The organism is Halomonas campaniensis (genome assembly GCF_002211105.1).
GTDB lineage: Bacteria > Pseudomonadota > Gammaproteobacteria > Pseudomonadales > Halomonadaceae > Vreelandella > Vreelandella campaniensis_A.
This window is the reverse complement of the sequence record NZ_JPUA01000049.1, coordinates 270,414-283,688: the sequence shown is the minus strand read 5'-3', so window position 1 is coordinate 283,688 and position 13,275 is coordinate 270,414. Positions and strand designations below refer to the sequence as shown.

Below are 13,275 nucleotides of genomic sequence, written 5' to 3'. Positions count from 1 at the left end.
AGGCTTTTACACCTTATGTACCGCTGGTAACGCTTGGCGTCCCCGGCAGCGGATGCGTACTTTACGGATTCGCTGCCGGGTTGGCAAGAGCTTTTTGACAGAAAATTCAAATAAGCGTCACACGGGCGTAACGTTTCTTACCCGCTTGGATAACGTAGCTCTTACCTGTCGCCAGCATGGTGTCTTTGGCAACGACGTCGCCGTCGACTTTGACCCGGCCATTACCCAGCATATCTTTGGCCTGGGCGCTGTTGTTCGCAAGCTCAGCTCGATTGAGCACTGCCGCAATGGGCGCTTGCTCGCTGCCTTCGAAATCGACCGTGACTTCGGGCAGGTCTTCCGGAAGTTCGCCATCGGCCAGTTGATTACCCGCAGACTTGTGCGCATTGGCGGCTGCTTCATCGCCGTGGTAGCGGGCAATTAGCTCACGGGCCAGCTCCATTTTGATATCCCGCGGGTTCGCGCCCTGCTCAACGCTCTGCTTGAGCGCGTCAATCTCTTCGTTCGATTTCAAAGAGAGCAGCTCAAAATAGCGCCACATTAAGCTATCCGGCATGGAGACCAACTTGTTGAACATGGAACCCGGCGCTTCATCGACACCAATGTAGTTGCCTAGCGACTTCGACATCTTCTGCACGCCGTCCAACCCTTCCAACAGCGGCATGGTGATGACCACCTGGGGCTCCTGGCCGAAGTGCTTTTGAATCTCCCGCCCCATCAGCAGGTTGAACTTCTGGTCGGTGCCGCCCAGCTCCACATCCGCTTCAAGGGCTACCGAGTCATAGCCTTGTACCAGAGGGTAGAGAAATTCGTGGATCGCAATGGATTGATTGGCTTTATAGCGCTTTTCAAAGTCATCCCGTTCCAGCATACGGGCAACGGTGCTTTGGGCCGCCAGCTCAATCATTTTGGCAGCGGAGAGCTCGCCAAACCATTCGGCGTTAAAGCGCACCTCGGTCTTTTCAGGGTCGAGAATTTTAAACACCTGCTCTTTATAAGTTTCGGCGTTAGCTTTCACGTCCTCTTCGGTGAGCGGTTTGCGCGTCACGTTCTTACCGGTAGGGTCTCCAATACGCCCGGTAAAGTCACCGATCAAAAAGATAACCGTGTGCCCCAAGTCCTGGAACTGGCGCATTTTGGTCAGCAACACGCTGTGCCCCAGGTGCAAGTCTGGGGCCGTAGGATCAAAACCCGCTTTGATACGCAGTTTGCGGCCTGAAGCCAGCTTCTTTTTTAACTCATCCTCTACCAGGATTTCGTGCGTACCCCGCGACAGCAGCGCTAAAGCCTGATCCACATCACTCATTGCCTCTCTCCACTATAAAGAACCGCCCATACCGGGCTCAGGTGATAAATAGCCGACGATGTTACCATGCCCGTTCGCCTTGGTTGAGCCCTGGTTTAGCCTTAGCTTAGCTTTAGCCCCGCTTTGTACGAGTTCGCTTATGAAAACGCCTACCGCTTCGCCGCTTTACTATATTGGCCTGATGTCCGGCACTAGCCTGGATGGTATCGATGCGGCACTTATCGCCATCGACAATGCTTCACCACCTCGCCTGTTGGCGACCCACGCCGAACCGATGCCGGATGAGTTACATCGCCTACTGCTCACGCTGTGTCATGCGGAACAGGTGAGTTTTGCCCAGCTAGCAGCAGCAGAGCACGCGTTCTGCCAATGCCAGGCCCAAGCAGTAAAGCAGCTACTGGCACCGCTCTCAGTAGAACTGGAGCAGATCAGCGCCATCGGCAGCCACGGCCAGACTATCGAGCACGCCCCTAAAGGCCACAACGGCGGCCCGGCCTATACGCTTCAGTTGGATAACCCTAGTTTGCTGGCAGAACTCACCGGCTGTACGGTCGTTGCTGATTTCCGCCGCCGCGACTTAGCCGCTGGTGGTCAAGCCGCACCGCTGGCTCCGGCGTTTCATCAGGCGCTATTTGGACGATCAGACGCGCATCAGCTGGTGCTTAATCTAGGCGGCTTCGCCAATCTGACCTGGCTTTCCAGTCAACCGACCGACCCAGTGATTGGTTTTGATACCGGGCCCGCCAATGTTTTATTGGATGGCTGGTTCTCGCTACATCAAGGCGGTCGCTTTGATCAGGACGGCGACTGGGCCGCTAGCGGCAAGATAGATGAAGCGCTATTAGCTCGATTGTTATCAGAACCTTTTTTCCAGCAACCTCCGCCGAGAAGCACAGGGCGTGAGTTATTCCACCTGGAGTGGCTACAACAACACCTCAGCGGGCAGGAAACCGCGGCCAATGTACAGGCGACGTTGGCCGAACTCACTGCCGTCAGTGTTGCTCAAGGCATTGAACAACTGCAGATCAGTGACGGTTCACTAACGCTGATCACCGCTGGCGGCGGCGCTCACAACGGCTACTTAATGCAGCGCCTTGCCCATCACATCCCTCGCGCCACGCTCACTTCGCCATCGGCGTACGGCTGGCCTGAAGATTGGATTGAAGCCGGCGCCTTTGCCTGGCTGGCTCACCAGCGCCTGCACCACCTACCCGGCAATCTGCCCTCGGTCACCGGCGCGCAGGGGGCGCGGGTGCTTGGCGGCATTTATGCTGCATAGTTTATGTTGAGTAATTTATGCTGAGTAACTAATTAGGCTAAGCCAAGCCAATTTTAGTAATCATCGCCATCGCGCAGCCCCAAATGACTGGGCACTTGCTCGTCTAGTGAAAGATTGCGCTGTTTGGCATCGCTGAAATTGAGCAGCATGCGCAAGTCATTAGCCGAATCTGCGTGGGCCATGGCAACCTCTCGACTAATATGCCCCGCCTGATGCAGGTCATGCAGCGCCTGATCAAAGGTTTGCATCCCGACATCCCGGGACTTGGCCATCGCTGCTTTAATCTCGGCTATCTCCCCTTTGCGAATCAGGTCGGCGATACGCGGCGACTGCAGCATGATCTCAATGGCCGCACGGCGCCCGCCCGCTAGCGTGGGCAGCAACTGCTGGGCGACAACCGCACGCAGATTGAGTGACAGATCCATCCATATCTGTTCATGACGCTCATGGGGGAAGAAGTGAATGATGCGCTCCAGCGCCTGATTGGCGTTATTGGCGTGTAGCGTGGCCAAGCAGAGGTGCCCGGTTTCGGCAAACGTCAGCGCGTGCTCCATGGTCTCCCGGGTGCGGATTTCACCAATCAGAATCACATCCGGCGCCTGACGCAGAGTATTTTTAAGCGCCACCTCAAAGGACTCGGTATCAATCCCTACTTCACGCTGATTCACAATCGCGCGCTTATGGGGATGCAGGTACTCAATCGGGTCTTCGATACTGATAATATGGCCGCCGACGGTTTCGTTGCGCTGCTGAACCATCGCCGCCAGGGTCGTCGACTTACCGGTTCCCGTGCCCCCCACCACCAGAACCAGCCCGCGCTTGGCCTGGGCTAATTCAGCCAACTGCTCCGGCACGCCCAGCGCCTCCAGGCGAGGAATTTCAATCGCGATGCTGCGTACCACCATCGCCATCTGGTTGCGCTGCTGAAACGCGCTGACCCGAAAACGTCCTTTACCCGCGCGGCTTAGCGCGAAATTTGCTTCACGCTCGCGGGCAAACCGCTCACGCAGCCCTTCCGGTAGCGTATGGGTGACCAGTTCGTTGACCTGATGGGGGGTTAAGCACTGCTGACCTAACGGCACCAGCCCATCAGGCATTTTCAGGCTTGGCGGCGCACCCACGGAGATCAGCAAATCGGAAGCGTTTTGCTCAACCATAATATCAAGCAGCTGGTGCAGCCACTGGGTGGGAGAAAGCCGGGCATCTGGCACTCTATGCTCCTTATTCATCCTTTATCGCCAACGTTCCCTTTGCACTCAACTGCGCCTCATCCAGACTTACCGTGCCCTCTTTCACTAAACGCGACAGCGCGGCATCCAGCGTTTGCATGCCCAGGCTGCCGCCGGTTTGAATGGCAGAGTACATCTGCGCCACTTTGTCTTCGCGGATCAAGTTGCGCACTGCAGAAGTGGCAATGAGGATTTCGTGGGCCGCTACGCGCCCGCCGCCCTGACGTTTAAGCAGCGATTGCGATACCACTGCTTGGAGCGATTCCGATAGCATGGAACGCACCATGGCTTTCTCTTCGCCGGGAAAAACATCGATGATCCGGTCGATGGTCTTGGCAGCAGAGGTGGTATGCAGCGTTCCCAGCACCAGGTGACCGGTTTCAGCAGCGGTCAGCGCCAAGCGAATGGTCTCCAGATCGCGCAGTTCCCCGACCAGAATCACATCCGGGTCTTCACGCAGCGCGCTACGCAACGCATCGGCAAAGCTATGGGTGTCGCGGTGCACTTCGCGTTGGTTAATCAAACAGCGCTTGCTGACGTGGACAAACTCGACGGGGTCTTCAATGGTGAGAATATGTTCGTAACGATGATCGTTAATGTAATCGATCATCGCGGCCAGCGTCGTGCTCTTACCCGACCCCGTTGGCCCAGTCACCAGCACTAGGCCCCGCGGCAACATCGCCAGACGCTCGAACACCTCACCGAGCCCCAGGGCTTGCATGGAGAGCACTTGATTGGGAATGGTACGAAATACCGCTCCCGCCCCGCGGGCCTGGGTGAACGCATTAACACGAAAACGCGCTACCCCAGGGATTTCAAAGGAAAAATCAATTTCCAGGTGCTCTTCGTAGTCGCGCCGCTGTCGATCATTCATGATGTCGTAGATCAATTTGCGCACATCGTTATTATCGATAGCGGGCACATTGAGCCGACGAATGTCGCCATCAACACGTATCATGGGTGGCAAACCGGCCGAAAGGTGCAAGTCAGAGGCATTCTGCTTTGCCGAGAATGCTAGCAGTTCGGTAATATCCATCTCTCTTCCCAGCTGCGGTAAGGTGCTTGAGTATGACAGACATCGCGCTTAACGAGTCACTCGACTCTTCATACGCTCAGGCGCTTAAACGCCTGCGTGACGCATTAGAAGACGCGGGGCGTGCCCAGGATGCCGCCAAGCTACTGGCGGTCAGCAAAACCAAGCCAGCGGCGATGATTCGTCAGGCCTGGCAGTTGGGTCAGCGTGAATTTGGTGAAAACTATTTGCAAGAAGCGCTGGAAAAGCAGACGGAGCTTACTGACCTTGACGGCATTGTATGGCATTTCATTGGGCCGCTGCAGTCCAACAAAACCCGCTCGGTTGCCGAACACTTTGACTGGGTGCACAGCGTCGACAGGCTAAAAATTGCCAAGCGCCTGAGCGAACAGCGCCCAGCGCACCTTGCACCGCTCAATATCTGCCTCCAGGTTAATATCAGCCGCGAAGAGAGCAAAGCCGGTGTGCTGCCCGAAGCGTTAGAGGAATTGGCCAAAGAAGTGGCCACGCTGCCGAATTTGCACCTGCGCGGTTTGATGGCGATCCCCGCACCGGCAAAGGATATCAGCGCCCAGCGCCAGCCATTGGCTGCACTTCGCGAGGCGTTCACCGCCTTACAAAGCAGCTTGCCAGACGCGCCCCTTGATACGCTCTCGATGGGCATGAGCGACGATTTAGAAGCGGCGATACTGGAAGGCGCCACGCTGGTGCGTTTAGGTACAGCGATTTTCGGCGCTCGCCCATCGGCTTAGACGAAAAGTAGCCCGCTTTTTTACGTAGAACACTTTTACTTAAGGGACACCTACCATGGCGAATAAGATTACCTTCATTGGGGCCGGCAATATGGCCAGCGCCATTATCGGCGGCCTAATCGACAGCGGCGTCGAGCCCTCTACGATTACTGCCACCGCACCGAATGACAGCGAACTGGCAGCGATTAAACAACGCCTAGGCATCAATACCGACACCGACAACAACGCGGCGGTGGCTGAGGCCGATGTGGTGGTGCTCGCGGTGAAGCCGCAAATCATGCGCAACGTATGCGAAGCGCTGCGCGACAGCATTCAACAACAGCAGCCGTTGGTGATCTCGATTGCGGCAGGCCTTTATGCCGACACCATCGACCAGTGGCTGGGTGGTCATAACGCCATGGTTCGCTGCATGCCTAATACGCCTTCGCTGGTCGGTTATGGCGCCAGCGGCCTCTATGCCAATGCGAAGGTTAGCGATGCCCAGCGCGAGATCGCCACACAGCTTATGGAGGCGGTAGGTATTGTCGAGTGGGTGGAAGAGGAAGCCCTGTTAGACGCAGTGACCGCTGTTTCTGGTAGCGCCCCGGCCTACTTCTTCCTGATGTTTGAAGCCATGGAGGAAGCCGCGGTTAAACTCGGCCTACCGGCCGCCACTGCGCGCCGCCTGGCGATTCAGACCGCGCTGGGTGCCGCCACGATGGCACAGCAGAGCGATAAAGACCCGGCCACGCTGAAACAGAACGTTATGTCGCCGGGCGGCACCACCGAGCGTGCTATCCACCATATGGAAGAGGCACAACTGCGCACCACCATTGCCGACGCCATGCAGGCCTGCGCCGACCGCGCCCAGGCAATGGCCAAGGAATTGAGCGGCAGCTAAACACAGCCATTCGGCGAGCACAGCCGTTAAGCGACGAATCATCAAGGAGACATAATAATGGGCAATGAATTGGGCAGTGCAGGGTTAATGCTGGTAAATACCCTCATCAATATTTACCTCTTTTTACTCATGCTACGCTTTCTGCTGCAGGCGTCGCGGGCGGATTACTACAACCCGTTAAGCCAATCGGTGGTTAAGATCACCCAACCGGTGGTGGGTCTGTTTCAAGGCTTTTTAGGCCCCGTTGCGGGTCGCTTCGACCTCGCTACATTAGCGGCAGGCTTTGTGTTGAAAGTGGTCAGCATCATCGCCATCTTTATGGTAATTGGCGTGGGCATGCCCCCCATTGCCGGGTTGATGATTGCCGGTGTAGCGGCTCTGGCGAATGCAATTTTAAAAATCTACTTCTTCGCCATGATTGTGATGATCATCTTAAGCTGGGTAGCGCCCAACGCCAGCCACCCAGGCGCGCTGCTGGTGATGCAGCTGGTGGAGCCCATTATGGCGCCGGTACGCAAAGTGATCCCCCCGTTGGGCATGATTGATCTCTCGCCTATCGTGGTGTTTATCGCCATTAATCTGGTCGATAGTTTGGTGGTCGGCGCACTGATTCGTGCGGCGGGCATTTCCGGGGCACTGGTCGGGCTCTGATCACGGCTGTCTGCCAGCTCTTTGTGCAGTGGATCGCTTCGGCTTGATTCATTTAGACGTACTTTTTAGCAGGACTCGCGCCTTCAATGCCTGATTCAGATACGCATGCGTTTGCAGACCGACCGGCGGGTTCCGTCGGCCTGGTCACCCCGCACGTGGCACGCTTCGACACGCCGCTCGCCCTCGCCTGCGGCAAAGTGCTGCCCGCCTACGAGCTGATTTACGAAACCTACGGCACACTTAACGCTGATCGCACCAACGCGGTGCTGATTTGCCATGCCCTCTCAGGCCACCACCACGCCGCGGGCTATCACAGCGAAGAAGACCGCAAGCCCGGCTGGTGGGATGCTCATATTGGCCCCGGCAAAGCAATCGACACCAACCGCTTTTTTGTGGTGTCGCTCAATAACCTGGGCGGCTGCCACGGCAGCACTGGACCGGTCAGCCACAACCCCGAGACGGGCCGCCAGTGGGGGCCTGAATTCCCCATGGTGACGGTGAGCGATTGGGTGGCCAGCCAGGCACGGCTTGCCGACCACCTGGGAATTGAGCGCTGGGCCGCCGCGGTGGGCGGCAGCCTGGGCGGCATGCAGGTCATGCAGTGGACAATGACTTACCCGGAGCGGGTAGCCAACGCGGTGGTAATTGCCGCCACGCCGCGGCTCTCGGCGCAAAATATCGCTTTTAACGAGGTGGCTCGCCAGGCAATTCGCTCTGATCCTGAGTTCTTTGACGGCTGGTACGCTGAACACGACACTGTGCCCAAACGTGGGCTAAAGCTGGCGCGTATGGTGGGGCATATCACCTATCTGTCGGAAGACGCCATGGGCAGCAAGTTTGGCCGCGACCTGCGCAGCGACGACCTTAACTTTGGTTTCGACGTCGAGTTTCAGGTGGAGTCCTACCTGCGCTATCAGGGCGACACCTTCTCCACCGCCTTTGACGCCAACACCTACCTGCTAATGACCAAGGCACTGGACTACTTTGACCCTTCCGCCACCCAGGGGGGCGACTTAGCCAAAGCCCTGGCCCCAGCGCAGTGCCCTTTTTTGATTGTCAGCTTTACCACCGACTGGCGCTTTCCGCCCTCGCGCTCCAGGGAACTGGTCGATGCGCTTACCCGGGCAGGCAAGTCAGTCAGCTATGCCAACATCGAATCACCCCATGGGCACGATGCTTTTTTACTTTCAGCGCCGCGCTACGACGCCATCTTCAGCGCCTTTATGAGCCGCGCTGCTCGGGAGCTAAAGCTCGCTGAAGCGGGCGATGATCAAGTGGGCAAAGTGGCAACGAGCTCAGAGGAGACGCCATGATGCGCGCCGATCTAGAATTGATTTACGACTGGGTGCCCGAAGGCGCCCACGTGCTCGACCTCGCCTGTGGCGACGGCGAACTGCTGGAAACCCTGGCGAATAATAAGAACGTAACCGGGTATGGCTTAGAGATCGACCACGACGGCATTAACGCCTGCGTGGCCCGTGGCGTCAGCGTGATTGAGCATAACCTGGATGACGGCTTAAGCAGCTTCTGCGATAACAGCTACGATCAGGTCATTATGACCCAGGCGCTGCAGGCGCTACGCCGCCCGGACAAGATGCTCGATGAAATGCTGCGCGTCGCCGAAGAGGGCATTATCACCTTCCCTAACTTCGCCTACTGGCGCCACCGTGTGCACTTGGGCCTGCGCGGCTATATGCCGGTCTCCAAATCACTGCCTCACGCCTGGTACGACACGCCCAACATCCACCTATCCACGTTCAACGATTTTGAGCATCTATGCCGGGAAAAGGGCTTGGTGATTGTTGATCGCGCGGTGGGCGTGGGAGATCATCAAGGTCACTGGAAATCGCGGCTATGGCCCAATCTATTTGGTGAAATTGCCATTTTCCGCGTTCGCCGCCGCTAGATGTTGATCGCGTTTAAACGTAACCCAAGGAGCCACGCCATGTTACGCAGATTAATGATCGGTGCCGCCCTTGTCGGCACACTGTTCGCCGCCACTGGGGCCCACGCTGAGCAGTTCGTTAGCGTGGGCGATTACGAGATTCACTACAGCGCGGTGAACAGCAGCTTTTTGACCCCAGAGGTGGCCCAGGCGAACAACCTCCAGCGCAGCGCTAACCGCGGCCTGGTCAATGTCAGCGTTCGCGAACGTCAGGACGATGGCACTACCCGTCCCGTTAACGCCAGCGTCCAGGGTCACGTTAGCGGCTTGACGGGTACCCAAGAGTCGCTCAGCTTTCGCACCGTGCACGACGGCGATGCCACCTACCACCTAGCGCCGTTTACCCTGCGCGACGATGAGAACATGCGCTTTGAGCTAAGCGTGCGCTACGACCGCAACGCAGCCCCCGAGCCGGTGAACTTTATTCAGCGTTTTTATATTGATCGCTAGGCACTACTGTATAGCTCTCGACATGCCGTGGGCAGATTGACGCAAGGGCGCTGTAAACCCATCCTTGGGCGCTACTTTCGCCATCTGATCGCCATGGATGGCGTGAATGCCGGAATTGAAGGGAATAGTTTCCGGCCATGGCGAAAGACCCTTGCTTACAACTACCCACGGCCTCTGGTTAAATTCCAACGCAGACAAACTATCTACAGTCGCACAGGCAGGTGGCGGGTTAACCCTACGCCGATGGGGCGCCCCTGCTTCCGCTCCACGTCAATGCCATAGGCCAGCACTTCCACCCCGCTGGCAGCGGCCTCCGCCAGGGCTGCCGCGTAAGTGGCATCAATATGCGCAGCGGCGGCCACGTCAGCAATACCTTCGTGGGCGACACAAAACAGCAGCACTGCCCGTTCACCCTGCTCTGCCAACACACGCAGCGAATGCAGATGCTTGGTGCCACGCACACTGACCGAGTCCGGAAAGTAGCCGTGGCTGTCCTGCTCTTTGAGGGTGACCTGCTTCACCTCGATATACGCCCGTCCTCGCTCTGGATCGTCCAGCATAAAATCTAGCCGGGCATCGGCTACTTTCACCTCTCGGCGCAGCGTGGCGTAGCCTGCCAAGGGCGCTAACTCACCCGCCTCTAACGCCGCCTCCACAATGCGGTTAGCGCGGCCGGTATGCACCGAGGCAAGCGCCAGCTGTCCATCGGCTTGGGGTAGCTCGATAAACTCCCAGGTCCAGGCCAGCTTGCGCTTAGGGTTATCGCTAGGCGACAGCCACACACGGCACCCCGGCACGTTCACCGCCTTCATTGAGCCGGTATTGGGGCAGTGGGCCACCACCTCGCGACCATCATCCAAACGCACATCGGCTAGAAAGCGCTTATAACGCTTGATCAGCGTGCCCGGTACCAACGCCGGATAAGATAGCATCACAGCCTGCCCACAAAGCGTGCAATCCGCGCCACTGCCTCTTCCAGACGGGCCACATCATTGGTAAACGCAATGCGCACATGGTGTTCACCGCCACGTAAGGCAAAATCAATACCCGGGGTAATCGCCACGTTCTCCTCCTGCAGTAAGCGCTCGCAGAAGTCTTGGCTATCGCAGCTGTAGCGGGAGATATCCAGCCACAAATAAAACGCCCCCTGGGGCGGGAGATCCGGCGCCAGCCCCAAGCCTGCCAGCCCCTCCAGCAGAACTTGGCGACGCTCTTTCAGGGTTTCACGGCGCTGTTCAAGGATGGCCCGGCACTCGGGCGTAAACGCCGCCAGGGCGGCATGCTGCGAAGGGGTTGGCGCGGCAAGAAACATATTTTGCGCCAGCCGCGTTAATGGCTCTACCGCATGCTCAGGCGCCACCAACCAACCCAGGCGCCAGCCGGTCATACCAAAATATTTTGAGAAGCTGTTGACCACAAAGGCGTTGGCGGAGAGCGAGGTCGCCGATAGCGGCGCATCGTCGTAGTTGAGGCCCTGATAAATCTCATCGACAATCACCTCACCTTCACGCTCAGCGACCGCTGCCAGCACCGCCGAGAGCTGCTGCGCACTCAATGTATGGCCGGTGGGGTTAGAGGGGGACGCCAGCATGGCAAGGCTGGTCTCTTCACGCCAATACCGCGCTATCAGGGCAGCATCCAACTGCCAGCCGCTATCACGCCCCACGGACACCGCATCAATCTCGGCGCCCGACAGGGCCATAAAGTGCCGGTTACAGGGGTAGTTGGGGTCAGCCATTAACACCCGTGAGCCACTTTCGACGAGTAGTTGGCTGGCCAGCAGCAGTGCGCCCGACGCGCCGGGCGTTACCAAAATGCGTGCGGGGTCTACGTTGGCATTAAAGTGCTCCGCGTAGTGACCGGCAATGGCCTCGCGCAGCGCGGGCAAGCCCGCCGCGGGGGTATAACGGGTAAAGCCACTGGCAAGTGCCGCTTGGCCTGCCGCAATGATTGGCTCAGGGGTAGCAAAATCGGGTTCGCCCACCTCCAGGTGAATTACATCAAAGCCAGCGGCTTCCCGCGCCTGGGCCATTTCCAGCAAATGCATGACCCGAAAAGGGGCAACGTGATCGACACGCGAATTCCAGGCCATAACGGCTCCTTCATCAATTCATTTTTAAAACGTGGTAAATATTGAAAAACTAACTAAAACATGGCGCTAGTCATATTCAAGGCCAAACAATCGTCGAAAGCTCACCATTATGCTTGCAACCCAGCCATTTTTCAGCTAAACAAGCATCCCTTTGGCGTGAGATCGTGACAATCGCTCATGGTCGATCAGTAGTCACATATGTAAGGGGCAGTCCCATGCCAGTAGCAGAAAAGAAACCGGAAGCGTCCAAGTCCTTCACCCCGTATGAGCCAGCGCCGGGTGAAGAGTATATGAACGAGCAGCAGCTAGCGCACTTCCGTCAGCTGCTGCTGGATTGGAAACAGGATCTCATGGAAGAGGTGGATCGTACCGTACGCCACCTGCAGGAAGATGCGAATAACTACGCCGACCCCGCCGACCGCGCCACCCAGGAAGAGGGCTTTAGCCTGGAACTGCGCACGCGGGATCGCGAGCGTAAGCTGCTCAAGAAAATTAACGAAACCATCGATAAAATCGATGATGATGACTACGGCTTCTGCGAAGCCTGCGGCGTTGAAATCGGCATCCGCCGTTTAGAAGCTCGCCCCACCGCCACCCTCTGCGTGGACTGCAAAACCTTGGCAGAACTCAAGGAGAAGCAGCTCGGCGGCTGAGCACTAACACAACGTTCTACTTGAACGCGGGCACCTTAGGGTGCCCGTTTTTGTTGGCAGCGCTTGCCTGAACCACCAAGGACGACGCTACAATGAACGACTCAATTGGCTACCGTGGCCGCTTTGCGCCTACGCCCTCAGGCCCGCTGCACTTTGGCTCTTTGGTCGCCGCTTTAGGCAGCTACCTGGACGCCCGTGCGGCACAGGGGGAGTGGTTGGTACGCATTGAGGATATCGACCCGCCCCGCTGCCCCGATGGCGCGGCGAGCACGATCCTGCGTCAGTTGGAAACCTTTGGCCTGGAGTGGGATGGGAGTGTGATGTGGCAGCACACCCGTGATGCGGCTTATCAAACTGCCTTGGATCAGTTGATCCAACTCGGTATTGCCTACCCCTGCAGCTGCTCCCGTAAGCAGTGGCAGGCGTTTGATATCTACCCCGGCTGGTGCCGCGATGGCGTTTGCGATCCCACCCAACCAGTGGCCTGGCGGCTACGCAGCGACCTTGGCGAGCGCCCTATTCAATGGCAAGACCGGCTATTCGGCGCGCAGCAGTTTGACCCCGCTGAACTGGGCGATGTGGTATTAAAGCGCAAAGATAATCTATGGGCCTACCAGTTGGCCGTGGTCGTCGATGACGCCGAGCAGCAAGTTACCGATGTGGTGCGCGGGCTCGACCTGCTCGATAACACCCCCTGGCAGCGCCAGTTGCAGGGTGCGCTTGGGCTACCGCAACCACGCTACCTGCACTTGCCGCTGATTGTCACCGCTGAAGGTCAGAAGCTCTCGAAGCAAAACCTGGCCCCCGCCCTGGCAGAAGATGAGCGCGGGGTGCGGCGGCAGCTCTTTCAGGCACTGGCAGCACTTGACCAAGCACCGCCTCAGGCGCTTGCTGCTGAGCCCCCGGCGACTCAGCTACACTGGGCGGTAGCCAACTGGTCACTTGAACAACTGCGCCCAGCGAAGCACCGTTCAATACCGCCCTCCGCATCACCAGGAGATTGAT

14 protein-coding genes are annotated in these 13,275 nt (G+C 57.8%); 9 read left to right on the top strand and 5 right to left on the bottom strand.

What is annotated here, in order from left to right:
- Positions 1–106: 106 nt before the first annotated feature.
- On the bottom strand, positions 107–1,306 hold the full coding sequence (gene tyrS, locus JI62_RS22165; RefSeq protein WP_088702222.1) for a tyrosine--tRNA ligase: 1,200 nt from the start codon (positions 1,304–1,306) through the stop codon (positions 107–109).
- Positions 1,307–1,445: 139 nt separating this feature from the next.
- On the opposite strand from tyrS, the gene JI62_RS22160 reads away from it, so the two are divergent.
- Positions 1,446–2,585, top strand: a complete 1,140-nt coding sequence (locus JI62_RS22160) for an anhydro-N-acetylmuramic acid kinase (RefSeq protein ID WP_088702221.1) — start codon at positions 1,446–1,448, stop codon at positions 2,583–2,585.
- A gap of 53 nt (positions 2,586–2,638) precedes the next feature.
- On the opposite strand, the gene JI62_RS22155 is transcribed toward JI62_RS22160, so the two are convergent.
- Positions 2,639–3,814, bottom strand: a complete 1,176-nt coding sequence (locus JI62_RS22155) for a PilT/PilU family type 4a pilus ATPase (protein ID WP_088702220.1) — start codon at positions 3,812–3,814, stop codon at positions 2,639–2,641.
- The gene (locus tag JI62_RS22150; protein ID WP_088702219.1) at positions 3,807–4,850 is read right to left on the bottom strand and encodes a type IV pilus twitching motility protein PilT; all 1,044 of its coding nucleotides are present in this window, start codon (positions 4,848–4,850) and stop codon (positions 3,807–3,809) included. The genes JI62_RS22155 and JI62_RS22150 overlap by 8 nt, the downstream gene beginning before the upstream one ends.
- 32 nt (positions 4,851–4,882) lie before the next feature.
- On the opposite strand from JI62_RS22150, the gene JI62_RS22145 reads away from it, so the two are divergent.
- From JI62_RS22145 to JI62_RS22120, 6 genes are all read left to right on the top strand, one after another.
- Positions 4,883–5,599 carry a YggS family pyridoxal phosphate-dependent enzyme gene (locus tag JI62_RS22145; protein ID WP_088702218.1) on the top strand — a complete coding sequence of 239 codons (717 nt, stop codon included), beginning with the start codon at positions 4,883–4,885 and terminating at the stop codon, positions 5,597–5,599.
- A gap of 55 nt (positions 5,600–5,654) precedes the next feature.
- A complete protein-coding gene (proC, locus tag JI62_RS22140) occupies positions 5,655–6,479 on the top strand; it encodes a pyrroline-5-carboxylate reductase (RefSeq protein WP_088702217.1) in 825 nt (274 codons plus the stop codon).
- Positions 6,480–6,536: 57 nt separating this feature from the next.
- Positions 6,537–7,130: a YggT family protein gene (locus JI62_RS22135; RefSeq protein ID WP_088702216.1), complete on the top strand. Its 594-nt coding sequence runs from the start codon at positions 6,537–6,539 to the stop codon at positions 7,128–7,130.
- An 86-nt stretch (positions 7,131–7,216) separates the two neighbouring features.
- Entirely contained in the window at positions 7,217–8,443 is a 1,227-nt protein-coding gene (metX, locus tag JI62_RS22130; protein WP_088702215.1) for a homoserine O-succinyltransferase MetX, read from the top strand.
- Positions 8,443–9,036 (top strand): methionine biosynthesis protein MetW, encoded by a 594-nt coding sequence (gene metW / locus JI62_RS22125; protein WP_088702231.1) that lies wholly within the window; start codon positions 8,443–8,445, stop codon positions 9,034–9,036. Before metX ends, metW begins: the two co-directional genes overlap by 1 nt.
- Positions 9,037–9,075: 39 nt before the next feature.
- The gene (locus tag JI62_RS22120) at positions 9,076–9,525 is read left to right on the top strand and encodes a DUF4426 domain-containing protein (RefSeq protein WP_088702214.1); all 450 of its coding nucleotides are present in this window, start codon (positions 9,076–9,078) and stop codon (positions 9,523–9,525) included.
- A 203-nt stretch (positions 9,526–9,728) separates the two neighbouring features.
- Here JI62_RS22120 and sfsA read toward each other — a convergent pair whose 3' ends face one another.
- Complete coding sequence (gene sfsA, locus JI62_RS22115) at positions 9,729–10,457, bottom strand: DNA/RNA nuclease SfsA (RefSeq protein ID WP_170938618.1); 729 nt, start codon at positions 10,455–10,457, stop codon at positions 9,729–9,731.
- A complete protein-coding gene (locus JI62_RS22110) occupies positions 10,457–11,617 on the bottom strand; it encodes an aminotransferase class I/II-fold pyridoxal phosphate-dependent enzyme (RefSeq protein WP_088702212.1) in 1,161 nt (386 codons plus the stop codon). The genes sfsA and JI62_RS22110 overlap by 1 nt, the downstream gene beginning before the upstream one ends.
- Positions 11,618–11,832: 215 nt before the next feature.
- Here JI62_RS22110 and dksA point away from each other — a divergent pair, with 215 nt between their 5' ends.
- Complete coding sequence (gene dksA / locus JI62_RS22105) at positions 11,833–12,270, top strand: RNA polymerase-binding protein DksA (RefSeq protein WP_088702211.1); 438 nt, start codon at positions 11,833–11,835, stop codon at positions 12,268–12,270.
- 92 nt (positions 12,271–12,362) lie between these two features.
- Positions 12,363–13,274 carry a tRNA glutamyl-Q(34) synthetase GluQRS gene (gene gluQRS, locus JI62_RS22100; RefSeq protein WP_088702210.1) on the top strand — a complete coding sequence of 304 codons (912 nt, stop codon included), beginning with the start codon at positions 12,363–12,365 and terminating at the stop codon, positions 13,272–13,274.
- Position 13,275 lies beyond the last annotated feature (1 nt).

What these genes read in the sequence shown, in the direction of transcription:
- metX (WP_088702215.1), top strand. Translation starts at nt 7,217, where the DNA reads ATGCCTGATTCAGATACGCATGCGTTTGCAGACCGACCGGCGGGTTCC.
- proC (WP_088702217.1), top strand. Translation starts at nt 5,655, where the DNA reads ATGGCGAATAAGATTACCTTCATTGGGGCCGGCAATATGGCCAGCGCC.
- dksA (WP_088702211.1), top strand. Translation starts at nt 11,833, where the DNA reads ATGCCAGTAGCAGAAAAGAAACCGGAAGCGTCCAAGTCCTTCACCCCG.
- gluQRS (WP_088702210.1), top strand. Translation starts at nt 12,363, where the DNA reads ATGAACGACTCAATTGGCTACCGTGGCCGCTTTGCGCCTACGCCCTCA.
- tyrS (WP_088702222.1), bottom strand. Translation starts at nt 1,306, where the DNA reads ATGAGTGATGTGGATCAGGCTTTAGCGCTGCTGTCGCGGGGTACGCAC.
- JI62_RS22155 (WP_088702220.1), bottom strand. Translation starts at nt 3,814, where the DNA reads ATGAATAAGGAGCATAGAGTGCCAGATGCCCGGCTTTCTCCCACCCAG.
- JI62_RS22160 (WP_088702221.1), top strand. Translation starts at nt 1,446, where the DNA reads ATGAAAACGCCTACCGCTTCGCCGCTTTACTATATTGGCCTGATGTCC.
- JI62_RS22145 (WP_088702218.1), top strand. Translation starts at nt 4,883, where the DNA reads ATGACAGACATCGCGCTTAACGAGTCACTCGACTCTTCATACGCTCAG.
- JI62_RS22110 (WP_088702212.1), bottom strand. Translation starts at nt 11,617, where the DNA reads ATGGCCTGGAATTCGCGTGTCGATCACGTTGCCCCTTTTCGGGTCATG.
- metW (WP_088702231.1), top strand. Translation starts at nt 8,443, where the DNA reads ATGCGCGCCGATCTAGAATTGATTTACGACTGGGTGCCCGAAGGCGCC.
- JI62_RS22150 (WP_088702219.1), bottom strand. Translation starts at nt 4,850, where the DNA reads ATGGATATTACCGAACTGCTAGCATTCTCGGCAAAGCAGAATGCCTCT.
- JI62_RS22135 (WP_088702216.1), top strand. Translation starts at nt 6,537, where the DNA reads ATGGGCAATGAATTGGGCAGTGCAGGGTTAATGCTGGTAAATACCCTC.
- JI62_RS22120 (WP_088702214.1), top strand. Translation starts at nt 9,076, where the DNA reads ATGTTACGCAGATTAATGATCGGTGCCGCCCTTGTCGGCACACTGTTC.
- sfsA (WP_170938618.1), bottom strand. Translation starts at nt 10,457, where the DNA reads ATGCTATCTTATCCGGCGTTGGTACCGGGCACGCTGATCAAGCGTTAT.